This is a genomic window from Clostridioides sp. GD02367 (genome assembly GCF_045900275.1).
GTDB classification, from domain to species: domain Bacteria; phylum Bacillota; class Clostridia; order Peptostreptococcales; family Peptostreptococcaceae; genus Clostridioides; species Clostridioides difficile_A.
The window spans coordinates 301,156-326,092 of the sequence record NZ_JBJODK010000003.1 but is presented as its reverse complement, the minus strand read 5'-3'; the positions used below and the strand labels follow the sequence as shown (position 1 = coordinate 326,092).

The following is a 24,937-nucleotide window of genomic DNA, read 5'->3' as shown; positions in this document are numbered from 1 at the left end:
TAAGATATAAAACATAGAAAAATTAAATAAATCTTATCCAGAGAGGTGGAGGGACTGGCCCTATGAAACCCGGCAACCAGTATATTTATATACATTGGTGCTAAATCCTGCGGCGAAAGCTGAGAGATGAGTATAATTAAGCTTATACAGAGCCTGAGTTATATACTCAGGCTTTATTTATTTTAAATCTCATCTGGTAAATAGTTTAATTTTTTTTACTAAAATCTAAGGGGGATACAAAAATGTATAACAAAGAAACAATATGTGTACAAGGAAATTATAAACCAGGAAATGGAGAACCAAGAGTCTTACCTTTATACCAAAGTACAACTTTTAAATATAGTAGTATAGACCAACTTGCTGACCTATTTGATTTGAAAGTTGATGGACATATGTATTCAAGAATAAGTAATCCAACTGTTCAAGCCTTTGAAGAAAAAATAAGTTTGTTAGAAGGGGGAGTATCTTCTGTAGCTGTATCATCAGGTCAATCCGCAAATATGTTAGCTGTTTTAAATGTATGTAAATCAGGAGATAGTATACTTTGTTCTTCAAAAGTATATGGAGGGACATTCAATTTATTGGGACCTAGTCTTAAAAAATTTGGAATAGATTTAATATCATTTGATTTAGATTCAAGTGAAGATGAAATAGTAAAACTTGCAAATGAAAATACTAAAGTTGTGTTTGCAGAAACACTTGCCAATCCAACTCTTGAAGTTATAGATTTTGAAAAAATAGCAAATGTGGCTAAGAGAGTTAATGTTCCATTTATAGTTGATAATTCACTAGCATCTCCAGTGCTTTGCAATCCTCTAAAATATGGTGCAAACATAGTTACTCATTCTACTACAAAGTATTTAGATGGGCATGCTTCAAGTGTTGGGGGGATTATAGTAGATGGTGGAAACTTCAATTGGGATAATGGAAAGTTTCCAGAGTTAGTTGAACCAGACCCAACATATCATGGAATAAGCTATACTCAAAAATTTGGAAATGCTGCATATGCAACTAAGGCACGAGTTCAACTACTTAGAGATTATGGAAATTGTTTAAGCCCATTTAATGCATATCTTACTAATTTAAATGTTGAAACACTTCACCTTAGAATGGAGAGACATAGTGAAAATGCCCTTAAAATAGCTAAGTTTTTAGAAAAACACGAAAATGTAGATTGGATTAACTATCCAGGACTTGAAGATAATAAGTATTATGAGAATGCCAAAAAGTATCTATCAAAAGGATGTAGTGGAGTTTTATCGTTTGGAGTAAGAGGTGGATTAGAAAATGCCAAAAAATTTGTGGAAAAATTACAGATAGCATCTTTAGTTACACATGTTTCAGATGTAAGAACATGTGTTATACATCCAGCTTCAACTACTCATAGACAGTTAACAGAAGAACAATTAATTGCATCTGGAGTATTACCTTCACTAATAAGATTGTCCGTTGGAATAGAAAATGTAGAGGATTTAATAGCTGATTTAAATCAAGCTTTAAATTTCTAATAGTCTAAGAGAAAGAGAAGTGAAAAGATATGGCTTTAATACTACCAAAAGGATTACCTGTTATTAATAAATTATTGGATGAAGGAATAGATGTAGTTTACAAAGAAGATTTTAATAAAGAATTAAAATATGAAGAGAATATAGATACAAAGATAGCTATATTGAATCTAATGCCTATAAAGATGGATACAGAATTAGATTTACTTAGAAGAATAGATAAAACAGGATTTAATGTATCTGTGGAATTTATTAAAATCTCAACAAGAGAAAGTAAGAGAGTATGCAATGAGTATGTTAAGGATTTTTATAAAACATTTGATGAAGCCAAAGAAGAACACTTTGATGGTTTTATAATAACAGGAGCTCCAGTTGAACAAATGGAGTTTGAAGAAGTTGATTATTGGGATGAACTAGAAGAAATTATGGATTATTCTAAAAGAAAAACTAAATCTACATTATATATATGTTGGGCAGCTCAAGCAAGTCTTTACAAATACTACAATGTAAAAAAACTTCCATTAAGTCAAAAATGTTTTGGGGTATTTAAGCATAAAGTAGATAAAAATAGTAAAATAGTAGATGGATTTGAAAAAGAATTTTTTGCTCCACATTCAAGACACACTACTATAAATACTGAAGCTCTAAGAAATAATAAAGAATTGAGTATTGTAAGCCATTCTAAAGAAGCTGGTCCTTATATAATTACAAACTCAAGAGATGTATTTGTAATGGGGCATGGTGAATATGATAAGTACACTCTTGATAAGGAATATAAGAGGGATATAGACAAGGGAGATGAGATATCAATACCTCAAAACTATTATACAAATGATGACCCTTCACAAGAGCCAACTGTCAAATGGAAAAAACATTCTGAGTTATTGTTTAGAAATTGGATAAAAAACTATCTACTACAATAAATTTGAGATGCTATATAAAAATAATTAGATAAGATATAGAAAATGATAGGTATAGAGATAGTCTTAATGATTCTTTATACCTTATTATTTTTTAAAAAATTTGACATTATAATAGTAGTTTTATATAATAAAACTAAACCGACTGACGGTCTATTGAAAGGAGAAAACATATGAGAATTGTAAAAGACCCTGAAGAACGTAAAGCTGAAATATTAGATACAGCTGAAATGCTTTTTTGTACTAAAGGTTATTCGAAAACTACTATAAATGATATTTTAAATGAAATTGGAATTGCAAAGGGTACTTTTTATTACTACTTTAAATCCAAAGAAGAAGTAATGGATGCAATTATAACTAGAATTATAGATAATGATATAAATGTGGCAAAAAAAATTGCTTTAAATCCAGAAATTCCAGTGCTTGAAAAATTCTTTCAGATATTGATGTCTCAGAGACCTAGTGTTGGAAATAATAAAGAAAAAGTAATTGAACAATTCCATTTACCAAACAATGCAGAAATGCATCAAAAGACAATAGTTAAAACTATTCTAAACTTTACACCAATCTTAGCAGAGGTAGTAGAACAAGGAGTAAGAGAAGGAGTATTCAATACAAAGTATCCAAAAGAAACGATAGAGTTTTTGATTGCTTCTTCTGAGTGTATATTTGATGAATCAATGTTCAATTGGAATAAAGATGAAATGTTACAAAAAACAGAGGCTTTTGTTTATATTATGGAAACAACCTTAGGTGCAGATAAAGGTAGTTTTGATTTTGTACATGATATGATAATAAAGAATTAAATTTTTGCACTATTTATTATTATATTTTGATTTTTAGTCATACTATATTTGAGATAATTAGTTGCAATGGGATTAAAAAGTGGGAAATCGGTGTAAAATATATACATCGATTTTTCATTAAATTTTATTAAAAATATATTATATCAAATTAGATATCAATAAGAAATGATATTTATAACTGAAGTTACAATATTGTAATTGACAATAAATACTTAATACTATAATATTTAATACATTAAATATTATAGTATTAAGTATTTATTAGTGAGATACACTTAAGCCTAAGGTTAATATTCAGTAAAATAAAGCATTTTTGTAGGGAGAGTTTGTATGGATGAGATAAGTTTTAAGAAAGAGTTATTGGAATTGACTAGAGATATAAATATTAAATTTGCAACTTTATTGAGCCAATTTTATCAACCACTTGGTATTACAGCAGTGCAAGCTTTGATTCTGTCAGAACTATGTGAACATGGAGAGAAAAAAATAAGTGATTTAGGAAAAAATTTAAATATGACAAACAGTAATGTATCAGTAATATGTCAGAGACTTGAAAAGAATGGTTTTTTAAATCGTATAAGAGATATGGAAGACCAAAGAATTGTAAAAGTAAGGCTTACAAATAAATCACTAGATATACAGGAGAGTATTTCAAGCAGTATCTTTGATGATTATTTTGAAAATATGACTAGTGAAAAATTGCAAGATATGGAAGATATAATAGAAGGTTTAGAGAAGTTAAATAAGCTTTTAACTTACATTGATTGCAAATAACATAAAAAATAATTTAAAGGAGAATAAAATTATGGATGAACATAAACCACAGAAAAGGTCTGGTCTCTATTATTATACAATAATAATAATAGTAGTAATGTTTTTAAATGCTTTAATATTTCCAAGTCTAATGGATAAAAAAATGGTTGAGATTGACTATGGAAAGTTTCTTACGATGTTGGATACAGGAAAAGTAAAATCTGTTGAGATAGAAAATAATAGAATAGCAATAAGTCCATCTAGTAGTAAAGATAAGAATATATACATAACTGGTAGAATGGATGACCCAGAATTGGTAGATAGATTGAAAAATGCGAAAGTAGAGTTTAATAAGGTTATTCCTAAGGAAAACTCACCACTTTTAAGTATTTTACTTACATGGATAATACCTATAGGTATTCTTATGCTATTTGGTAATTTAATGATGAAATCAATGCAAAAGCGAATGGGTGGCAACAGTATGCAGTTTGGAAAGAGCAATGCCAAAATGTATGTATCTGCTCAAAGTGGAAAAAGATTTAATGATGTTGCTGGTCAAGATGAGGCAAAAGAAGCTTTAAGTGAAATAGTAGATTTCTTACACAATCCAGAAAAATACAAGAAGATAGGAGCACAAATGCCTAAAGGTGCGCTTTTAGTAGGGCCTCCAGGTACAGGAAAGACACTTCTTGCAAAAGCTGTAGCAGGAGAAGCAGATGTTCCATTTTTCTCAATATCTGGTTCTGAATTTGTTGAGATGTTTGTAGGAATGGGAGCATCTAGAATTCGTGATTTATTTAAACAAGCAAAAGAAAAAGCTCCATGTATAGTCTTTATAGATGAGATTGATACTATTGGGAAAAAGCGTGATAATGGAAGTGGATTAGGTGGAAATGATGAACGTGAACAAACTTTGAATCAGTTGTTAAGTGAGATGGATGGTTTTGATGGTGGAATAGGTGTAGTAATACTTGCTGCTACAAATAGACCTGATAGTCTTGATAAAGCATTACTTCGTCCAGGAAGATTTGATAGACGTATACCAGTTGAACTTCCAGACCTTGGAGGACGTGAAGCTATATTAAAGGTGCATGCTCAAAATGTAAATGTAAGCTCAGATATAGATTATAATGCAGTTGCGAGGTCTACATCAGGTGCTTCAGGCGCAGAACTTGCAAATATTGTTAATGAAGCCGCACTTTTAGCTGTTAAATCAGGAAGAGATATAGTAGAACAACAGGATTTTGATGAATCTGTCGAAACTGTAATTGCTGGATATCAACGTAAAGGAGCTGTAATTTCAGATAAGGAAAAGAAAATTATAGCTTATCATGAAATAGGTCATGCACTTGTTGCTGCTATGCAAAAACATTCTGCTCCTGTCCATAAGATTACTATAATACCTAGAACTTCAGGTGCATTGGGTTATACTATGCAAGTTGCAGAAGATGAGAGTGTACTTATGTCTAAAGAAGAAGCAATTGATAAAATAACTACATTTACAGGAGGTCGTGCTGCTGAAGAGGTTATTTTTAATACTTGTACATCAGGAGCCTCAAATGATATAGAGCAAGCTACAAAAATTGCAAGAGCTATGGTTACTCGTCTTGGTATGAGTGAAGAGTTTGATATGGTTGCTCTAGAGACAATAAGTAATCAATATCTAGGAGGAGATACTTCTCTTGCTTGTTCTTCAGACACTGCTGCCAAAATTGATGAAGAAGTATTTAGAATAATAAAAACTTGCCATAAAAATGCAACTGAAATTTTAGAAAACAATATTGAAAAACTTCATGAACTTGCTGAATATTTATTAGAAAAAGAAACTATTACAGGTGATGAGTTTATGGAAATACTTAATTTACAATAAAATAATTATTTAATGATTTAGGATAAAATCATTTTAGATTTACTAAAAAGTGGTATAGCACTTATAACTGTTATACCACTTTTTAATATGGAAAAATCTTATTTAATATAACTAGTTTTTATTTTATATTGTATAAGTTTTGAATAAGCTATCTTAATTTAGCAATATCTGTATTTGATAATTCCATTGTAAAATTCCAGTTACAGATATGATGTGTACAATTACATTTGGGCATATATTAGATTCTGTTTTTAATTTATGTAATAATTCTCTTAAAACTATATCTTTATTTTCTTCTGTACAGTTTGCACATAGGTAATCACCTTCTGGCAATATAGTTAATTCTTCTACAGAGGGATACTTTAAACAAATTGCAAACAGTCTAGATTTTTCTGGAGTTGTAATCATACCAGCCATATCTTCAAATAAAAATTGCGATTCTAATGATGTATCAAGTTGATTATAGAAATGTTCATGATAGTTCCATAAGTTTTTTAATGAGGCATGTTCCATATTATTGGAAATAAGAATAACTCTTTTGGGAATATGCATTACAAAAAAATTATCTTTTTTAGTATCAATATTATTTAATTTGTTTTCATAATCTGTGTAAGCACGTTTAATTTTTTCTTTTGCATATTGGAGATAAGCTATTTTCTTATTTGCATTTTCTTCAGCTTGTTTCAGAGCTTCAATAACTTTGTGTAGGTTATCAAGTTGTAATATGTCTCCAATTTCTGTTAATGTAAAATCCATTGATTTAAGTAATGCTATAGTTTGTAATTTTACAAGTTCTTGTTCAGAATAATATCTATAACCAGATGATTCATCTCTGTAACAAGGTTTTACAATACCAATACGGTCATAGTGACGTAGTGATTCACTAGTCATACCTACAATTTCTGCAGCTTGTTTAATCGAAAAGTAATTTTTCATTCATTCACCTCTTGACTTTTTTGTAACACAAAAGTTTATAATACATTATATCATCTGTTGACATAAGTCACAATGATATAAAAAAGAAAGATTAGAGAGGATAACAAGTTATGATAGAATTAAAAAAAGTAACGAAGAAATACAAAGAAGCAGTTGTTTTAAGAGATTTTACATGTACAATTCAAGCAGATGGAATATATTGCTTGTTGGGAAGAAATGGTGCAGGAAAAACTACACTTTTAAAATCTATTGCAGGTTATCAGAATATTTCTAGTGGAAGTATTTATGTGAATGGAGGTTTTATTAGTACAGCAACAATGGATACTAGTGTCAGTTATATTGATAACTTTGCAAAACATTTTAATCTTCCTGTAAAAAAACTTATTAAAATTGCAGGAAAATTAAATCCTTCTTTTGACAATCAATTTGCCATTGAGATGATGGAACGCTTTGAATTGGATGGAAGTAAAAAGTTCAATAAACTCTCATTGGGAATGAAAACTATGGTTTCTACTATTATTTGTCTTTCAAGTAATAAACCAGCAATTCTTTTAGATGAACCAGTACTTGGTTTTGATGCAATTATGCGTGCAGAGTTTTACTCTTTATTAACAGAAAGTTTTTCTCGGAAACCAAGAATTATTATTGTTTCTACTCATATAATAGATGAAATTGCAAAAGTTATGCAAAAATTGATTATTATTGATAGAGGAGCATTATGCTTTTTTGATACATTACAAGTTATTAAGGATAAAGCATATAGTGTAAGTGGACCAAAACAAGAGGTAGAAGAAGCTACTAAAGATTTGAATATAATTGGAAATGAACAAGTTGGAGGTTTTTTGACAAGGCACATTTTTGACGTACCTATTAATTCTGAGAGTCTTAATATAGAAGAAATGTCTCTCCAAGATTTCTTTATTTATATGGTTGGAAGAAAGGAGGTAATTTAATATGAATCCAGTTTTAACAATTGTAAAACGTAATTTTTCGAGTAGCTTTATTGGATTTATTATTACAATTTTAGTAGTATTATTATCCAGTACATCTAGTGCTGCAAAAATAGCCATAAGCCGTGGAAATTATACTTATCTTTATATATTAATAGTTCCATTTTTTATTGTATATTTTAATTTCAGCAAGCTGATATATTTAAATGCAACTAAAAAATATTACTTTTGGGGAAGTATGATAACATATATTATTACTGCTCTAGCAGTATCTCTCATAAATACTTTCATTCATCTTGTAATAGACCCGATTAATCAAACTCAAACAGTAATAAATTTATTAGAACTATGTGGTTGGTGGCAAAATGGACCATTTCTTGCTTTTTTCCAGCAATTTACCTTCCTATTGTTAGTATCTATATTTTTACATTTATTATTGTCTATGCAAACTTATTGGTATGGATGGATAACTGACATCGCTCTTATAGCTATCATATGTATATTTGTTCCTATACAGCATTTGCGTGGCATACTGGTAGAGTTTTTTAAGCTTATTATGTTCAATAGCAATCCACTGTTACATATTGGAATTTGTTCAATAGGTAGTTTCCTATTAGCATATCTTTGTTTGATTGTATTGAAGAAGAAAGCTATTTAACAAGGAGATTACAAATGAAAAAAAACTTTAAAAAATTATTTAGTCTTTTAAGTATATTAATTGTATTATCAAGCACTTTAGTGGGGTGTTCTTCTACAGATACTACTTATGAGAAAAAACAATACTCTATGTTATATATAGATAATATAGAAGTTGACATAAAAGATAGAAAAATTGAGGTTTTTCCATCTTCAGATAAAAAAATTCATATTTCTTATTATGACAGTGAAAAAGAGTATTATATGATTGATTTATTCGAAAAAAATAGATTGTCAATTAAATATATTACTAATAAGGGTTGGAGTGATTATATAGGTGGAAAGACTTCAATAGAAAACAGAACAATAAAAATGTGGATACCCAATGAATCTTTAGAAAATCTAAACTTAAAAACATCTAATGGAGATATAGAAATATCACAATTATCATTTTTAAGTTCAGTAGATATAAAGGTTAGCAATGGAAATATTGAATTAAAAGAGCTTGATGCAAGAAACTCTATAGAACTTGAAACGAAAAATGGTAATATAGGTGGAACACTAATAGGTTCTTATGATGATTTTTTTATATCAAACTATATAAAAAAGGGAAAAAGTAATTTGCCTAATGATAAACATAATGGTTCAAAGAAACTTACAACTTATACAAATAATGGAGATATTCTTTTGGACTTTATTAACGATTAAAGCCAAACCTATTAAAATAAAACTGCAAATAAAGCAAAACACATACCATTCATTTGTAGTGTTTTGCTTTATTTTTTATGTATAAAATCCGAATCGTGTATATGAAATCTCTAAAGTTATTTGCTACTTGTATTTATTAAGTATTTTTATTATTTAGTTAATAGTACATATTTAAATCTTTACATAATCTTAATCATTAAAAATACATTTTAACTACAATTTTATGCCAAAATTGATAATATAATAATAATGAAAGGTGTAAGGAGGTTGTTTAATGGACAGACCAAACCCTGATATACTGTTAGAAAAAATTAAAAATGAAGAAAATAAATTGAATAGAGGTCAATTAAAAATATTTTTTGGCTATGCAGCAGGAGTAGGGAAGACTTATTCTATGTTGGAATCTGCACAAAATTTGAAAAAAGTAGGTGTAGATGTAGTAGTTGGATATATTGAACCACACACAAGACCAGAGACATTAGCTTTACTTGAGGGATTAGAAATTCTTCCTGTAAAGGAGATAGAATATAAATCTATAAAACTAAAAGAATTTGATTTAGATGCTGCTTTGGCAAGAAAGCCAGACGTTATATTGGTAGATGAGTTTGCACATTCTAATGTCACTGGGCTAAGACATACAAAAAGGTGGCAAGATATAGAAGAATTATTGTTAGCAGGTATAAATGTATATACCACTGTAAATGTTCAACACTTAGAAAGTCTAAATGACATTGTTGAAATAATTACAAATGTATCAGTTAAAGAAACTATACCAGATAAGTTTTTAGATACTAATACACAATTGGAACTTATTGATGTTGAACCTGATGTACTTCTTGAAAGATTCAGTGAAGGTAAAATATATAAGAAAGAACAAGCAATTAGAGCAAAAGATAATTTTTTTATAAAAGATAATTTAGTTGCCCTTAGAGAGATTGCCCTTAGAAAAACAGCAGAACGAGTAAATAAAGAAGTACAAATGACTAGATTATCAAAAGGTGATGTAAGCGTAATACCTACATCAGATACATTGCTTGCATGTATAAGCCCCTCTCCATCCTCTGCAAAAGTCATTAGAACTGCATCTAGAATATCAGACAGTACATTTGCAAAATGGATAGCTTTATATGTTGAAACTCCAAATACAGCAAGATTACCTTTACAAGAGCAAAAACAATTACAAAACAATTTAAAACTTGCCAAGAAATTAGGTGGTGAAATAATTGTTTTACATGGTGAAGATGTAATTGAACAGATACTTAGGATTGCAAAGCTTAGAAATGTAACAAAAATTGTAATAGGTAGAAATCATTCAAATAATAAAAAACTTAATAAGAAATTTAAAAAAGATATAGTTGACAAATTAATAGACGAAGTGGATTATATAGATATACATATAATACCTTATAAATTTGCTTCAGAAGTTAAATATAAACCTAAAAAAGATAAACTATCAATAAAATCAAAATTTAAAATTAGTAAGGTTGATTTTATCAAACTTATGATTGTTACTTTAATGATAAGTATCTTAGCATATGTAGTACAAAGTCTTGGATTTATAAGAGAAAATATACTGCTAATATATATGTTAGGAGTAGTTTTAGTTTCAATGTGGACTAAAGGATATAGCACAGGTATAGTGAGTTCTGTGTTAAATATAATCCTGCTAAATTATTTTTTTACAGCACCAATATATACATTATCAATAGCTGATTCAAACTATATAGTTACATTAGTTGTATTTTCGATAGTTGGTATAATAACTAGTACACTTACATCTAAGGTACAACATGAAGCAGAAACAGCTGCTAAAAGAGAAGAAAATACAAAAATGATATACCAAATAATAAAGGGATTTTTGAGGTTATCAAATAAAGATGATATAGTAAATAAGGGGATAGAGCTTTTATCTCTTAGTTTGAGTAGAGATGTAGTTTGTTATTTAAGTGTAGATAAGCATAAAAAATCAAAGTTATATAAAAAAAATGCTTCTAACAAAGATAAAAATGATTTAGATAGTGACGATGAAAAAGCTGTTGCAAGTTGGGTTTTATCCAATTCAACAGTGGCAGGTAGTGATACAGATACACTTCCAGGTTCAAAGGGGTATTATATACCAATAGTAGGTATGAATTTAACTTTAGGGGTTGTTGGGATATCATGTATTGATTCGAAATTAGATGCAGAAGACATAAATTTAATTGAAACAATAATAGCTCAAATGGCAATAGCTCTTGACAGAGAAATTCTATCAGAAGCAAAAGAAAATACCAATCTTGAAATAGAGAGAGAAAGATTAAGAAGTAATCTTCTAAGAGCAGTTTCCCATGACCTTAGAACTCCATTAGCAGGAATATCTGGAGCAGTAAGTACGATTATAAAAAATAAAGGTACTATAGGTCAAGATATAATAGATGAATTACTTAGTGGTGTATATGAAGATACTCAATGGTTAATTAGACTTGTTGAAAATTTACTTAGCATGACTAAAATAGATGAAGGAAAATTAGAAGTTAAAAAACATTCTGAACTTGTTGAAGAGGTTATCTCAGAAGCATTGCAAAAAATTAAAAAAAGAATTGAGAATGCAATTATAGATATTAATATACCAGAACAAATACTATTTGTTCCTATGGATGCAAAATTGGTAGAGCAAGTTTTAATTAATTTGATAGATAACTCTTTAAAATATTCAAAAGAAGATTGTAAGATAAATATAAATGTATATGAAGAAGAAGATTATGTTTGGTTTGAAGTATCTGACAATGGCCCTGGTATATCAAAAGAATTGAAAAAGCATGTTTTTGATAGATTTTTTACAGGAGAAGAAGGTTCTAAGGATTCTAGAAAAGGTGTTGGACTTGGATTATCAATTTGTAAATCAATAATTCAAGCTCATAAAGGTGAAATTATGGTAGAAAATAATAGAGATAAAGGTTCAACTTTTAAATTTAGTTTGCCTAAGGAAAATGAATAATGTCAAATTTTGAAATTTATTTTTGGAGGAAGAAATGAGTAAAAAACTTATATTATTAGTAGAGGATGATAAGACAATAAGAAAATTTATATCTACTGCGCTTTTGACACAAGATTACGATGTCAAGGAAGCTATAACTGGTAAAGAAGGAATATCGATTGCTGTTTCATATTCTCCAGATGTCGTTCTTTTGGATTTAGGGTTAGAAGATATGGATGGAATAGAGGTAATAAAAGCTATTAGACAATTTTCAAAGATACCAATAATTGTAGTTTCCGCAAGAGAACAAGATAGAGAAAAGGTAGAAGTATTTGATGCAGGAGCGGATGATTATTTAACAAAACCATTTTCGATAGTAGAATTATTGGCTAGAGTTAGAGTAGCACTTAGACATTCACAGATAGAGTTACAACAAAAAGAAGAAGTTAAATCTACTTTTGAAGTAGATAAATTATTGATTGATTTTGATAAAAGAAGAGTTATAGTTGATGATAATGAAGTCCATTTGACACCTATTGAATATAATATTCTTTCATTACTTGCAAAACATCATGGAAAAGTACTTACTCATAATTTTATAATAAAAGAGATATGGGGTAGTATTATTGGAAATGAAACTAAGTCTTTAAGGGTTTTTATGGCAACATTAAGGAGGAAAATAGAAAAGCAACCTGCTGACCCAAGGTATATAATTACAGAGGTTGGTGTAGGATATAGATTAAATGATGAATAGATGTTATGTATATTAATTATCAGATTGAATATTTAATGTATATTATAATTATATAATTTAGTTAAAAATAAGAATGAAGTGTATATGCTATTGTTAGTTTAGTATATGCATTTTATTTTTTATTTTTTAAGTATCAATAATTTTTTAGTATTAATAATACGAAATATGATTTAAAATAAATACATGGTATAATTTGTGGTAAAGATTTTAATTAAACAATAAAAATATTTAACCCTTGTCTTATAATAAATTTAACATAAATATTAAATAATAATTATTAAAATAGTGTAAAATAATTACAATAATCATTATAGAAAGTTTTTGAAATGTAAATTGAAGTTTAGGAGTAGATGTATGTATATACTGAATTTAAATACAAGAGAAATTATTGAAGATTTTAGTGAAAAATTTTATACAGCAGAAAATTCTTATCTTATATTAAGTGCTCCAAAAAATTTAAAATTGCTCAAAGAAATCTTGGATATAGATGAGATAACTTTTAATGATTGTCTTAAGTTTGATGAAATAACGAAACTTGATTTATTTGATAATTACGATTTTTTGAGTTTAAATACATTTGAATTAAGAGATGGAGAGGCTATTATAGAAGAAGTAAATATGTATTTATCAGATAATTTTATATTAGTTGTAGTAAATGAGGAACATTTTTTATTTGAATTTGTAAAAAGTATTATTTTTAAAAATTCTCAACTTGAAAAAAACCCAGTTATAAATCTATTTAAAATAAACTATTTAATTTTTAGAGAGGTTATAAAAAATGGTTTTGAGTCTTTGGAAAAAGTTGAAGAATTAATTCTTCAAATAGAAGATGAGATGATGGATAATATTCATAAAAATCATGTATCTAGAATAAGTGATGTAAGGGGTCTAACAAGGACTATAGTTAAGAATACGAGACCTCTTTTATATATTGGTGACAGAATAGTAAAAGAAAATATAAGGTATTTGAAGTATTCCAATGTAAAAAAATATAATCTTGAAAATTTTCAAGGTATAGATTTTGGAATTGATAAATTATATAATTTTGCATTATCAACACGAGAATTAGCTGATAAACTATTAGATATATACTCTTCTAGAGTAGGTGAAAGAACAAACCATCTAATTACAAAATTAACTTTACTAACAGCTATATCTGCACCACTTACAATTATAACTGGTATATATGGAATGAACTTTAGATACATGCCAGAATTAAATTGGGTCTATGGATATCCAGCAACTTTATTCTTTATGCTATGTATAATTTTTGTTGGAATTGTAATATTTAAAATAAAAAAACTATTGTAAAGAGCAGATGATTTTTAAATGATTTTGTAAAAATACAGCAATTAAGAAACTAATTTAAGAAAATGAAAAAATATTTTAAATTGAAAATATTTATAGAAAATATTGACAATTATATTTTCTTTGTTATAATTATTAAACAAGAAGAATAATAAATTATAAAAATGGAGGAGAATACTATGAAAGGAATATTAAAAGAACTAACAGCAAAACTTTATAGCTTTTATTACTTTATGTTCTGGGGCTTTTATTTTAGCGCTGGCTATTTCTTTTACAAAAATACATGCAATTCCTTTCTGGTGAGGCCTTGTTTTAATGATTTTGAGCATAAGTAAATTTTATAAAAATTGTTGTTTTGTATATTTATATAAGATTTAATGCTTAATAGATTATTTTAGAGAACTCATTAGTGAGTTCTCTTTTTTATTTTAAATATAAAACTATAATATTGGGAGGTAGTAAAAATGATAGTAGTATTAAAAATGGGAGCAGATAAAAGTGAAGTTAAGAAGTTAATAGAAGCTATTGGAAGAGAAGGAGTAGAAGTTAATCCTATAGATGGGACAGAACTAACTGTTTTAGGTTTAGTTGGAGACACTAGTAAAATAGATGCTAAAAGAATAGAGGCAAATAAAATAGTTGAAAAAGTTATGCATGTAGTAGAGCCTTTTAAAAAGGCAAACAGAAAGTTTCATCCAGAACCTTCTATAATAAATGTTAATGGGATGGAAATTGGTTCAAAAAAAATTGCTATGATAGCTGGACCTTGTTCTGTTGAAACAGAAGAACAAATAGTATCTATCGCTGAAGATGTAAAAAAATCAGGAGCAGGATTCTTAAGAGGAGGAGCATTCAAACCAAGAACATCACCATACGCTTTCCAGGGATTAAGATACGATGGATTAGATTTATTAAAGAAAGCAAAAGAAAAAACAGGGCTTCCTATAGTTACAGAAATAATGTCAACACAAGATATAGATATATTTGAAGAAAATGTAGATGTAATTCAAGTTGGAGCTAGAAACATGCAAAACTTCGATTTATTAAAAGAATTAGGAAAAACACATAAAACAATACTTTTAAAAAGAGGATTATCTGCTACAATTGAAGAGTGGTTAATGTCAGCTGAGTATATAATGGCTGGAGGAAATGAAAAGGTAGTACTTTGTGAAAGAGGTATAAGAACTTTCGAAACATATACTAGAAATACTTTGGATTTAAGTGCAATTTTAGCTGTAAAGAAGCTTAGTCATTTACCAGTAATAGTTGACCCAAGTCATGCAGCAGGAAAATCATGGATGGTAGACTCTCTATCTAAAGCAGCAATTGCAGTTGGAGCAGATGGGCTTATAATAGAAGTTCATAATGACCCAGCCCATGCACTTTGTGATGGCAAACAATCAATTAGACCAAATGAATATGATGAATTAATAAGTGAATTAAAGACTGTCGCATTAGCAGTTGGAAGAGAAATATAATCTATAAAAGGATGGTTAAGTGTGGAAGAAAAATTATTAGTAAATTTAAAAGAAAATAGCTATAACATATTTATTAAAAAAAATATATTAAAAGATATAGGTAAAGAAATAAAAAAAATATATTCTGGAAATAAGATTTTTATTGTAACTGATGAAAATATAGCGAAATTATATTTAAGTGAAGTAAAAAATAATTTAAATGAATCTGGATTTGAAACTAAAGCTATAATATTAAAAGCTGGTGAAGAAACAAAGTCATTTAATACTCTTCCTAAAATATATGATAGTTTACTCGACTTTAAGTTGACTAGAAAAGATTTGATTATTACTTTAGGAGGAGGGGTAATAGGAGATTTAGGTGGATTTGTAGCAGCAACTTTTCTAAGAGGTGTAAATTTCATTCAAATTCCAACATCTTTGTTAGCACAAGTTGATAGTTCTGTGGGTGGAAAAGTTGGAGTTGACCTTGAAAGAGGAAAAAATTTGGTAGGAAGCTTTTATCAACCTAAAGCTGTGTTTATCGACCCAAATGTACTGTTGTCACTTCCTGAAAAATTTTATAGAGATGGAATGGCTGAAGTTATAAAATATGGATGTATAAAAGACAAAACTTTTTTTGATAAGCTTTTAAGTTTAAAAAATAGGGAAGAAGTAATGCAACATATAGAATACATTATACACAAATGTTGCTTTATTAAAAAAACAGTGGTTGAAGCTGATGAAAGAGACTTCGGAGATAGAATGCTTCTAAATTTTGGGCATACATTAGGTCACGCTATTGAGACATATTACAATTTTTCTGGCTATACTCATGGAGAAGCTGTTGGCATAGGGATGTATAAGATAACTTTAGAAAGTGAAAAAAAAGGAATCACAAATGAGGGTACATCAGAGCTTATAAAATCAATTTTAATAAATTATGATTTGCCTTATGAAATTGAATTAAGAGATAATAAGTCTATAATAGATGCAATATCTCTTGATAAAAAGAATCTAGGTGATACATTAAAAATAATACTTTTAAAGAACATTGGAGAGAGTATTATATATAATACTACTTCTAAATTTTTTCAGGAGGTAAAATGATGGGAAGTTTAAAAATATATCCAAGTAGATTGTCTGGAGATGTAAAAATCCCACCATCCAAAAGTATGGCACATAGAGTAGTTATTTGTTCATCTTTAAGTGATGGAAAAAGTAGAATTTCTAATATAGATTTTTCTGATGATATTATAGCTACTATAAGAGCAATGACATCACTTGGAGCTATTATAGAAAAGAAGGAAGATATTTTAGAAATTACGGGTATTTTTTCTAAAGAAGCAGTTTTGAATAAAGAAAATCAATTAAATCAATCTAAATTGACAATAGATTGCAATGAATCAGGTTCTACTTTAAGATTTTTAGTACCTATATCACTAGCATTTGATGGAATAAAAAGATTTGTAGGTAGAGGGAATCTTGGGAAAAGACCACTTGATACTTATTATGAAATTTTTGATAGACAAAATATAGAATATAGCTATAAGGAAAATCAACTGGATTTAGTAATATCAGGAAAACTTAAACCAGATGAATTTAAAGTAAAAGGAAATATAAGTTCTCAGTTTATAACAGGTTTATTATTTATTTTACCAACATTAGACAATGATTCAAAAATAATAATTACAACTGAGCTAGAATCCAAAGGATACTTAGATTTAACTCTTTCAACTATGAGAGATTTTGGAATAGAGATTGTAAACAATAATTATAAAGAATTTATTATAAAAGGAAATCAAATGTATAAAGCTAGAGATTATAAAGTGGAAGGTGACTATTCTCAAGGTGCATTTTATTTATCAGCAGATGCTATTGGAGGAGAAATTAATATACTAGACCTTAAAGAAGATTCTCTTCAAGGTGATAGTGAAGTTATTGATATTTTATCTAGAATGGGTATGGATATTTTAAGAGAAGATGAAAAAATAAAAGGTATAGTTAATTGTTTAAATAGTACTCTAATAGATGCATCTCAGTGTCCAGATATAATACCAGTTTTGTCAGTAGTAGCAGCTTTAAGTAGAGGAAGAACTACAATAATAAATGCTGGAAGGCTTAGAATTAAAGAATGTGATAGACTTCATGCAATAAATGTTGAGTTGAGTAAACTTGGAGCAAATATAGAGGAAAAAGAAGATAGTTTAATAATTGATGGGGTAAGTAAGCTAAATGGTGGAGTAGAAGTATGGAGTCATAAAGACCATAGAATTGCAATGACACTTGCAATAGCTTCTTGTAGATGTGACAAACCGATAGTATTAAAAGATTTTGAGTGTGTATCTAAATCTTATCCACATTTTTTTAAAGATTTTGAGATGTTAGGAGGGCGAATTGATGAGTGGAATATGGGGAAATAATTTGAAAATCTCAATTTTTGGAGAATCTCATGGAAATGCTATAGGTATAAATATAGATGGTCTTCCTTCTGGAATTGAACTTGACTTTGATAAGATTGATAAAGAAATGAAGAGAAGGGCACCTGGAAAAAATTCTATATCTACCTCAAGAAATGAAAGTGATATACCAGAAATTCTAAGTGGATACTTTGATGGTAAAACTACAGGAACTCCACTATGTGCAATCATAAGAAATAATGATACTCGTTCAAAGGATTATGGGGAACTTAAAAATTTAATGAGACCAGGACATGCAGATTATACAGGGCATGTAAGATATTCTGGATTTAATGACTACAGAGGCGGAGGTCACTTTTCAGGGAGGATAACAGCTCCATTAGTATTTTGTGGTGCTATATGTAAACAAATTCTATCACAAAAAGGAATAGAAATAGGAGCACATATAAAAAAAATTAAAGATATAGAAGATATTAGCTTTGATTATGCAGATATATCAAAACAACAATTAACAAATTTACAAACTTTAGAGTTACCTTTACTTGATTTATCAAAGGAAGACACTATGAGAGATACTATTATAGATGCAAAATATCAAGGAGATTCAGTTGGTGGAATAATTGAATGTGCAGTAGTGGGAATTAATGTAGGCATTGGGAATCCATTTTTTGATTCTGTTGAATCTACTCTATCACATTTATTGTTTTCTGTTCCATCTATAAAAGGTGTAGAGTTTGGTTTGGGTTTTGGACTTACAGATATGTATGGTTCTCAAAGTAATGATGAGATGTATTATGAAGGTAATCAAGTTAGGAGTAAAACAAATAATAATGGTGGAATTATTGGAGGTATTACAACTGGAATGCCAATAATTTTCAAAGTTGCAGTAAAACCAACACCATCGATTAGTGTTCAGCAGAACACAATTAATATAAAAGATAAAAAAGATGATATTTTATCTATTAAAGGTAGACATGACCCTTGTATAGTTCAAAGAGCAGTACCTGTAATAGAAGCAGTAACGGCTATTGGAATTTTTGATTTGGTGAAAGGACGATAATAATGGAGGATTTAACAAGATATAGAAATGAAATTGATGACATAGATAAAGAGCTTATTCAATTATTTGAAAAGAGAATGAATACAGTTCTTGAGATTGCTAAACATAAAATGAAAAATAACACTACTATATTTCAAAAAGATAGAGAAGAAAAGGTACTAAGTAAAGCTGTAGATAATTTGGATAATAAAGGGTATTCTCAAGAAACGATACAGTTTTTTAATTCTATAATGGAAATTAGTAGGGGATTACAAAAGAGAATAATGGATGACGATAAAGAAGAAAAATCTGAATGTAATCTAAATTCATCAAATGAGAAATTTGATTTGTCAAACATAAATAAATATAAAACTTTAAAATATGAAATTAATAAAAAAAATATCCTAGTAGGATTTCCTGGTATATCAGGCTCATTTACAGAAGAAGCCTTAAATAAATTCTTCAACAAAAAAATATCCAAAAAACAATTTAAAGAATTTGAAGATGTTTTCGTAGCACTTAAAAATAAAGAAATAGATTATGGAATAATACCTATAGAAAATTCATCTACAGGAGCCATTTCTGAAACTTATGACCTTTTAAGAAAATATGGTTTCTATATAGTTGGAGAAGAATGTATAAAAATAGACCAAAATTTAATTGGAATAAAAGGTACAAAACTTGAAGATATAAAAGAAATATACTCTCATCCACAAGGGATAGGGCAAAGTAGTGAGTTTTTAAAACAGAATAGTAATTGGAAGCTGATACCATTTAATAATACAGCAACAAGTGCTGAACTTGTAAAAAGACTTCAAGACAAAACAAAAGCGGCAATTGCAAGTAAAAAAGCTGCAAATATTTATGAACTAGAAATAATAAGCCCTTGTATAAATGATATTACGAATAATTACACTAGATTCGTGGTAATCAGCAATCAGATACACATTGATGAAGAATCAAATAAAATGAGCATAGTATTTTCTGTTGAACATGAAGCAGGAAAACTATATAAAGTACTTGGGTACTTTGCTGAAAATAATATAAATATGACAAAAATAGAATCAAGACCTATGAAGGATGCTTCATGGAGATATTTCTTTTATATAGATTTTGAATGCTCTCTTTATAATCCAAGAGTGTACAATTTATTAGAATTAATAGAACATAATACAGCATATTTTAAATTTATAGGTGTATATAAGAATAAAATTGAATAGGAAAATAGAATTCTTTATTTAATTTTAATTATTAGGAGGTGCAAAGATGAATTTTTTTGGTCTAGTAGGTGAAAAGCTTTCTCATAGTGTTTCACCTCATATCCATAAGAGAATATTTGAGATACTAAATATTGAAAGTGCATATAAAAACTTTGAAATATCAAAAGAAGATATATCCAAGTTAGAGAGTGCTATAAAATTATTAGGGATACAAGGAGTAAATGTCACTGTGCCATATAAGGAACGCATTATGAAATATTTAGATTTCATATCACCAGAAGCAAAACGAATAGGAGCAGTTAATACAATTTTACTTAAAGAAAATATATTATATGGTTATAATACAGATTACTTTGGGCTTGATAGTATGTTTAAAATGGCCAATATTAATGTTCAAGGAAAAGTCGCTGTTATATTAGGAACTGGTGGAGCATCTAAAGCTGCTCTTACATATCTCCTTGATTCTGGAGTAGATAAAGTTTATGTTTCAACTAGAAAAAAGGATAATAAAAAATTATTAAATGATAAAGCTATATTAATAGACTATGAAGAACTTCAATTTATAAAAGGAGATATAATGATAAATGCTACACCAGTAGGAATGTATCCTAATGTTGGAATATCACCAGTACCAAAATCAATTATACAAAATTTTGATACTTTAGTGGATTTAATTTATAATCCTGGAGAAACGGAGTTTTTGAGAATTGGTAATGATATGGGTAAGAAAACTTGTGATGGTTTATATATGTTGGTAGGTCAAGCAATAAAGTCTCAGGAAATTTGGCAGAATAGAAAAATAAATAATGATATTTTAGATGTTATATATAATGAATTAAAATTAGAGTTTTTGTAAGGGGGATTATTATGATAAATAAACCAAAAGAAAAATTAATATTAATAGGTATGCCAGGAAGTGGAAAAACTACAATTGGTAAACTTCTAGCTCAAGAATATAATTGTAGTTTCTGTGATATGGATGATTATATAAGTGAAATATCACAAAAAAGTATAGCAGAGTTGTTCTCAGAAGGAGAAGATGTTTTTAGAGACTATGAAACTCAAGCATGCAAAGAACTTTCTATTAGTGATAAAACAGTGGTATCTACTGGTGGTGGTGTAATAAAAAAAGATGCCAATATGGAGATATTAAAAGAAACAGGTATAGTTATTTTTATTGATAGACCTGTACAAAAAATTTTAGAAGATATAAATATTAATTCAAGACCTTTATTAAAGAATGGCAAAGATAGATTGTACAATCTTTATGATGAGAGAATAAGTCTTTATAAAAAGTTTTCAGATATTGAGATTTTAAATGATAAGTCATTAAGTAATGCTATATATAATATTACGAATGCAATCAGTGATAATTTTAAATTTGAGTTTAAAGAAAAATAATCTAGGGGGAAATGAAGATAATGAATATTGTTATTGTGGGGCTAGGAGTTATAGGAGGTTCTTTTGCTAAAGCACTAAAAAAAGCAGGATATGAAAATGTATTTGGAGTGGATGTAGATTTAGAAACTTTAAAGAAAGCAGAAGAATCAAAAATCATAAAAAAAGGAAGTACTACAGGTAAAGAGCTATTTAAGGAAACTGATTTAATTATATTATCTATATATCCTAGATTAATTGTAGATTTTTTAAATAATAATAAGCAATTCTTTAAAAAAGGAACTATAATCACTGATACTACAGGAATAAAAGAAGCACTTATCAATGATGTATTAAAAATAATTCCAGATGACATAGATTTTATATTTGGGCATCCCATGGCAGGAAGAGAAAAGAAGGGAATTGATTTTGCAAGTGAACAGGTTTTTAAAGAAGCAAATTATATAATTACTCCAACTGGTAGAAATAATATAAAAAATTTAGAATTGGTCGAGAATTTAATTTTGGAGATAGGATTTAAAAGAGTAAAAAAATTGACTTCACAGAAACATGATGAGATTATAGCTTTTACATCTCAACTTCCTCATGTTATGGCAGTTGCTCTTATAAATAGTGATGAAGAAGATAGAGATACAGGTAAATTTATTGGAGACAGTTATAGAGACTTAACTAGAATTGCAAATATGAATGAAGATTTATGGAGTGAACTTTTTTTAGGAAATAGAGATAATTTACTAAAATCTATAGAAAATTTTGAGTCAGAAGTAAATTTGATAAAAGATGCTATTTTTAATAATGATAAAAATAAATTAATAGAATATTTTAAAAAATCTTCAACAAGAAGAGAAAGTCTAGAAAAATAAAGATTGTTATTTAAGCTATATGTCGATGGGTATAAATATAGGCGATAGCATATTTAATTGTATTAGTATCTATGGATTTAATATAATTAAATATGTTATTGATGTATTTGTACCCTTAAATATTGTTACTTTATAAATAATATTTTAAAAACTAGTTTTTGTTAACAAATTATAAAACTTAATTGTAAAAAGGAGTTATTAATAGTAAAATAAAATGAATCAATTAAATTATAGTTGTTAAAGAGGGAGAGGTGTATCTACTTGAAAAATAGTAGGCCAATATTGAAAAATATGTTAATCGCATTTATAGTGCTATTCTTTTTTAGTATATTTGCTTTTTTTTATGTGAGTAATATGGATAGTGCACTAGAATATGAAACACAAAAATATCTGTCTGAAATTAGTACAGAAAGTAAAATCGCAATAAATAGTAAATTGACAAGTAATTTAGATAAATTAGAGAGCATTTCTAAACTTTTAGAGACAGAGGATAGCTTTAATTTAGAAAAAACTTTAAAAATTCTAAAATCTTATAACAAAGACAGTAATTATAATAATATTGGTCTAATTTTACCAAACGGGAAAGGTTATGCTGAAACAATTTTTGGAACAGATTTTTCAGATAGAGATTATTTTAAACTTGCAGTTAAAGGTAAATCTAATATATCAAAACCATTAATAGATAAAACTACTGGAAAACTTACTGAAACATATGCTGTACCCTTATATAATAAAGGAAAAATTGTTGCTGTGATTGCAGCTGATTATGATGTTGAGTTTATATCTGAATTCTTATCAATTTCTACATTTAATGGGGAAGGTTTTTCACTTATATGTGATAGTGATGGTAATATAATTATTCCATCGTATCATAAAAATTTAAACTCAGATATTACAAACCTATCTCAAATTAACTTTGAAAAAAGGTTTACTTTTAAAAATATGAAAAAGTCAGACCAAGGTGTAGTGCAAGTTGAAGAATCAGATAAAAAGTTTTACATGGCATACACATCTTTAGGAATTAATGATTGGTTTATAGCATCCTTTGTTCCAAAGATGGTTGTATCTAAAAAGCTGAATGATTTGATGATAGTTACAATTATTGGGTGGATTATACTTTCATTTTTATTTTTAGGTATTATAATGTACATATTATATTCAAAGACAAAAAGCCAAAAAACTATAGAAAAGATAGCATATACAGATTTTGTAACTGGTTATTCAAATTGGAGAAAATTTGAATTGGATGTTATAAATTTATTGAAAAAATCTTCACAAAATAATAAATATGCAATGGTTATATTTGATATAGATAAATTTAAAGCGATTAATGATATATATGGTCATAAAAAGGGAAATTTAATTTTAAAAAATATAGCTAGTACTTTAGATGAACTAACCAATAATAATGAAACTTTTGCTCGTGTAAGTGCTGATAACTTTAATATATTATTAACATATGATGAAAAAGAAGATATAGTAAATATCATCAAAAAGATTATGGCAAATAATGAACTTGTAAACTTATCTTTTGGAATTTATGAAATTAAAGATAAAACTCTAACTGCAAGTGTATATAGTGATAGAGCTTCACTTGCAAAATCTTCAATAAAAAATAATAGTGATGTGAACTTTGCTTTTTTTAATGATAAATTAAGAGATAAACTATTACTTGAAGATAAGATAGAAAAAGAAATGGAATATGCACTTGAAAATGGTCAATTTGTAATGTATTTACAACCAAAATATAATATTAGATTAGATAAATTTTGTGGAAGTGAAGCCTTAGTAAGATGGCAATATACAGAAAATGAAGTAATATATCCAGGAGATTTCATCCCTATATTTGAAAAAAATGGATTTATTAGAAAAATCGATATGTATATATTAGAACAAGCTTGTAAAGAAATTAGGTTTTTATTTGATAAAGGTATTTCACCATTGCCCATATCTGTAAATTTCTCAAGAGTTGATTTTTTAAAAAAAGATTTTATTTCAAAGATAGTAGATGTATGTGATAAATATAAAATACCATATAGTTTAATAGAAATTGAAATTACTGAATCTAGTATGTTTGGAGATACTGATATTCTATTTGATGTAAGTAGGAATTTACAAGATATTGGTTTTATAATTTCAATGGATGACTTTGGTTCAGGATATTCCTCTGTAAATATGCTTAAAAATATACCATTAAATGTAATAAAATTAGATAGAGGATTTTTTATAGATGATAAAGATGTTGATAAGAGTCAAATTGTTATAAAAAGCATAGTTTCTCTCATCAAACAATTAGGAATAAGTGTCGTTGCAGAAGGAATAGAAACTAAAAGTCAAATAAAAATGTTAAAAGAAGCAAATTGTGATATTGTTCAAGGGTATTATTTTTCAAAACCATTACCAGTTAAAGAATTTGAAAAATTAGTCTATAAAATATAGTC

At 27.8% G+C, this 24,937-nt stretch carries 21 protein-coding genes and 1 riboswitch; of the genes, 20 read left to right on the top strand and 1 reads right to left on the bottom strand.

Annotated elements, in window-relative coordinates:
* Positions 1 to 30 precede the first annotated feature (30 nt).
* Positions 31 to 133: riboswitch (SAM riboswitch) on the top strand.
* A 109-nt stretch (positions 134 to 242) separates the two neighbouring features.
* The 5 genes from Q3223_RS05785 to ftsH all read left to right on the top strand — a co-directional run bounded on the left by Q3223_RS05785 (position 243) and on the right by ftsH (position 5,854).
* Entirely contained in the window at positions 243 to 1,508 is a 1,266-nt protein-coding gene (locus Q3223_RS05785) for an O-acetylhomoserine aminocarboxypropyltransferase/cysteine synthase family protein (RefSeq protein ID WP_054276698.1), read from the top strand.
* Positions 1,509 to 1,537: 29 nt separating this feature from the next.
* The gene (locus Q3223_RS05780; protein ID WP_231300876.1) at positions 1,538 to 2,428 is read left to right on the top strand and encodes a homoserine O-succinyltransferase; all 891 of its coding nucleotides are present in this window, start codon (positions 1,538 to 1,540) and stop codon (positions 2,426 to 2,428) included.
* Between the two features lie 170 nt (positions 2,429 to 2,598).
* On the top strand, positions 2,599 to 3,231 hold the full coding sequence (locus tag Q3223_RS05775) for a TetR/AcrR family transcriptional regulator (protein WP_054276700.1): 633 nt from the start codon (positions 2,599 to 2,601) through the stop codon (positions 3,229 to 3,231).
* A gap of 330 nt (positions 3,232 to 3,561) precedes the next feature.
* Positions 3,562 to 4,005: a MarR family winged helix-turn-helix transcriptional regulator gene (locus Q3223_RS05770; protein ID WP_054270302.1), complete on the top strand. Its 444-nt coding sequence runs from the start codon at positions 3,562 to 3,564 to the stop codon at positions 4,003 to 4,005.
* 31 nt (positions 4,006 to 4,036) lie between these two features.
* Positions 4,037 to 5,854: an ATP-dependent zinc metalloprotease FtsH gene (gene ftsH, locus Q3223_RS05765; protein ID WP_054270303.1), complete on the top strand. Its 1,818-nt coding sequence runs from the start codon at positions 4,037 to 4,039 to the stop codon at positions 5,852 to 5,854.
* 153 nt (positions 5,855 to 6,007) lie between these two features.
* Here the strand turns inward: ftsH and Q3223_RS05760 are convergent, their stop codons facing one another.
* Entirely contained in the window at positions 6,008 to 6,790 is a 783-nt protein-coding gene (locus tag Q3223_RS05760) for a MerR family transcriptional regulator (protein ID WP_231300875.1), read from the bottom strand.
* Positions 6,791 to 6,900: 110 nt separating this feature from the next.
* Here Q3223_RS05760 and Q3223_RS05755 point away from each other — a divergent pair, with 110 nt between their 5' ends.
* The 15 genes from Q3223_RS05755 (at position 6,901) to Q3223_RS05685 (ending at position 24,935) form a co-directional block, all read left to right on the top strand.
* Positions 6,901 to 7,743, top strand: coding sequence for an ABC transporter ATP-binding protein (locus Q3223_RS05755; RefSeq protein ID WP_231300874.1), 843 nt, complete (start codon positions 6,901 to 6,903; stop codon positions 7,741 to 7,743).
* A gap of 1 nt (position 7,744) precedes the next feature.
* The gene (locus Q3223_RS05750; protein WP_407811757.1) at positions 7,745 to 8,398 is read left to right on the top strand and encodes a hypothetical protein; all 654 of its coding nucleotides are present in this window, start codon (positions 7,745 to 7,747) and stop codon (positions 8,396 to 8,398) included.
* 14 nt (positions 8,399 to 8,412) lie between these two features.
* Positions 8,413 to 9,084, top strand: a complete 672-nt coding sequence (locus tag Q3223_RS05745; protein WP_231300872.1) for a DUF4097 family beta strand repeat-containing protein — start codon at positions 8,413 to 8,415, stop codon at positions 9,082 to 9,084.
* Positions 9,085 to 9,358: 274 nt separating this feature from the next.
* Positions 9,359 to 12,061 carry a sensor histidine kinase KdpD gene (locus Q3223_RS05740; protein ID WP_074178141.1) on the top strand — a complete coding sequence of 901 codons (2,703 nt, stop codon included), beginning with the start codon at positions 9,359 to 9,361 and terminating at the stop codon, positions 12,059 to 12,061.
* A gap of 34 nt (positions 12,062 to 12,095) precedes the next feature.
* Complete coding sequence (locus Q3223_RS05735) at positions 12,096 to 12,794, top strand: response regulator (RefSeq protein WP_074178142.1); 699 nt, start codon at positions 12,096 to 12,098, stop codon at positions 12,792 to 12,794.
* Positions 12,795 to 13,148: 354 nt separating this feature from the next.
* Positions 13,149 to 14,105 (top strand): CorA family divalent cation transporter, encoded by a 957-nt coding sequence (locus Q3223_RS05730; RefSeq protein ID WP_074178143.1) that lies wholly within the window; start codon positions 13,149 to 13,151, stop codon positions 14,103 to 14,105.
* A gap of 461 nt (positions 14,106 to 14,566) precedes the next feature.
* Positions 14,567 to 15,580 carry a 3-deoxy-7-phosphoheptulonate synthase gene (gene aroF / locus Q3223_RS05725; RefSeq protein ID WP_227832129.1) on the top strand — a complete coding sequence of 338 codons (1,014 nt, stop codon included), beginning with the start codon at positions 14,567 to 14,569 and terminating at the stop codon, positions 15,578 to 15,580.
* 21 nt (positions 15,581 to 15,601) lie between these two features.
* Positions 15,602 to 16,666 carry a 3-dehydroquinate synthase gene (gene aroB, locus Q3223_RS05720; RefSeq protein ID WP_227832128.1) on the top strand — a complete coding sequence of 355 codons (1,065 nt, stop codon included), beginning with the start codon at positions 15,602 to 15,604 and terminating at the stop codon, positions 16,664 to 16,666.
* The gene (aroA, locus tag Q3223_RS05715) at positions 16,666 to 17,979 is read left to right on the top strand and encodes a 3-phosphoshikimate 1-carboxyvinyltransferase (protein WP_227832127.1); all 1,314 of its coding nucleotides are present in this window, start codon (positions 16,666 to 16,668) and stop codon (positions 17,977 to 17,979) included. Before aroB ends, aroA begins: the two co-directional genes overlap by 1 nt.
* Positions 17,957 to 19,036: a chorismate synthase gene (gene aroC, locus Q3223_RS05710; RefSeq protein ID WP_407811756.1), complete on the top strand. Its 1,080-nt coding sequence runs from the start codon at positions 17,957 to 17,959 to the stop codon at positions 19,034 to 19,036. Before aroA ends, aroC begins: the two co-directional genes overlap by 23 nt.
* Positions 19,037 to 19,038: 2 nt before the next feature.
* Positions 19,039 to 20,235 carry a prephenate dehydratase gene (pheA, locus tag Q3223_RS05705; RefSeq protein ID WP_074178147.1) on the top strand — a complete coding sequence of 399 codons (1,197 nt, stop codon included), beginning with the start codon at positions 19,039 to 19,041 and terminating at the stop codon, positions 20,233 to 20,235.
* 46 nt (positions 20,236 to 20,281) lie between these two features.
* The gene (gene aroE / locus Q3223_RS05700; RefSeq protein WP_219674020.1) at positions 20,282 to 21,091 is read left to right on the top strand and encodes a shikimate dehydrogenase; all 810 of its coding nucleotides are present in this window, start codon (positions 20,282 to 20,284) and stop codon (positions 21,089 to 21,091) included.
* 11 nt (positions 21,092 to 21,102) lie between these two features.
* Entirely contained in the window at positions 21,103 to 21,636 is a 534-nt protein-coding gene (locus Q3223_RS05695) for a shikimate kinase (protein WP_074178148.1), read from the top strand.
* 20 nt (positions 21,637 to 21,656) lie between these two features.
* Positions 21,657 to 22,496: a prephenate dehydrogenase gene (locus Q3223_RS05690; RefSeq protein ID WP_407811755.1), complete on the top strand. Its 840-nt coding sequence runs from the start codon at positions 21,657 to 21,659 to the stop codon at positions 22,494 to 22,496.
* Positions 22,497 to 22,757: 261 nt separating this feature from the next.
* Complete coding sequence (locus tag Q3223_RS05685; RefSeq protein ID WP_231300870.1) at positions 22,758 to 24,935, top strand: EAL domain-containing protein; 2,178 nt, start codon at positions 22,758 to 22,760, stop codon at positions 24,933 to 24,935.
* Positions 24,936 to 24,937: the final 2 nt, after the last annotated feature.

Excerpts from the sequence above, each read along its gene's own strand:
- Q3223_RS05755 (WP_231300874.1), top strand. The coding sequence starts at position 6,901 with ATGATAGAATTAAAAAAAGTAACGAAGAAATACAAAGAAGCAGTTGTT.
- Q3223_RS05785 (WP_054276698.1), top strand. The coding sequence starts at position 243 with ATGTATAACAAAGAAACAATATGTGTACAAGGAAATTATAAACCAGGA.
- aroA (WP_227832127.1), top strand. The coding sequence starts at position 16,666 with ATGGGAAGTTTAAAAATATATCCAAGTAGATTGTCTGGAGATGTAAAA.
- Q3223_RS05740 (WP_074178141.1), top strand. The coding sequence starts at position 9,359 with ATGGACAGACCAAACCCTGATATACTGTTAGAAAAAATTAAAAATGAA.
- ftsH (WP_054270303.1), top strand. The coding sequence starts at position 4,037 with ATGGATGAACATAAACCACAGAAAAGGTCTGGTCTCTATTATTATACA.
- Q3223_RS05690 (WP_407811755.1), top strand. The coding sequence starts at position 21,657 with ATGAATATTGTTATTGTGGGGCTAGGAGTTATAGGAGGTTCTTTTGCT.
- Q3223_RS05750 (WP_407811757.1), top strand. The coding sequence starts at position 7,745 with ATGAATCCAGTTTTAACAATTGTAAAACGTAATTTTTCGAGTAGCTTT.
- Q3223_RS05770 (WP_054270302.1), top strand. The coding sequence starts at position 3,562 with ATGGATGAGATAAGTTTTAAGAAAGAGTTATTGGAATTGACTAGAGAT.
- aroE (WP_219674020.1), top strand. The coding sequence starts at position 20,282 with ATGAATTTTTTTGGTCTAGTAGGTGAAAAGCTTTCTCATAGTGTTTCA.
- Q3223_RS05735 (WP_074178142.1), top strand. The coding sequence starts at position 12,096 with ATGAGTAAAAAACTTATATTATTAGTAGAGGATGATAAGACAATAAGA.
- Q3223_RS05695 (WP_074178148.1), top strand. The coding sequence starts at position 21,103 with ATGATAAATAAACCAAAAGAAAAATTAATATTAATAGGTATGCCAGGA.
- Q3223_RS05760 (WP_231300875.1), bottom strand. The coding sequence starts at position 6,790 with ATGAAAAATTACTTTTCGATTAAACAAGCTGCAGAAATTGTAGGTATG.
- aroF (WP_227832129.1), top strand. The coding sequence starts at position 14,567 with ATGATAGTAGTATTAAAAATGGGAGCAGATAAAAGTGAAGTTAAGAAG.
- Q3223_RS05775 (WP_054276700.1), top strand. The coding sequence starts at position 2,599 with ATGAGAATTGTAAAAGACCCTGAAGAACGTAAAGCTGAAATATTAGAT.
- Q3223_RS05780 (WP_231300876.1), top strand. The coding sequence starts at position 1,538 with ATGGCTTTAATACTACCAAAAGGATTACCTGTTATTAATAAATTATTG.
- Q3223_RS05730 (WP_074178143.1), top strand. The coding sequence starts at position 13,149 with ATGTATATACTGAATTTAAATACAAGAGAAATTATTGAAGATTTTAGT.
- Q3223_RS05745 (WP_231300872.1), top strand. The coding sequence starts at position 8,413 with ATGAAAAAAAACTTTAAAAAATTATTTAGTCTTTTAAGTATATTAATT.
- pheA (WP_074178147.1), top strand. The coding sequence starts at position 19,039 with ATGGAGGATTTAACAAGATATAGAAATGAAATTGATGACATAGATAAA.
- aroC (WP_407811756.1), top strand. The coding sequence starts at position 17,957 with ATGAGTGGAATATGGGGAAATAATTTGAAAATCTCAATTTTTGGAGAA.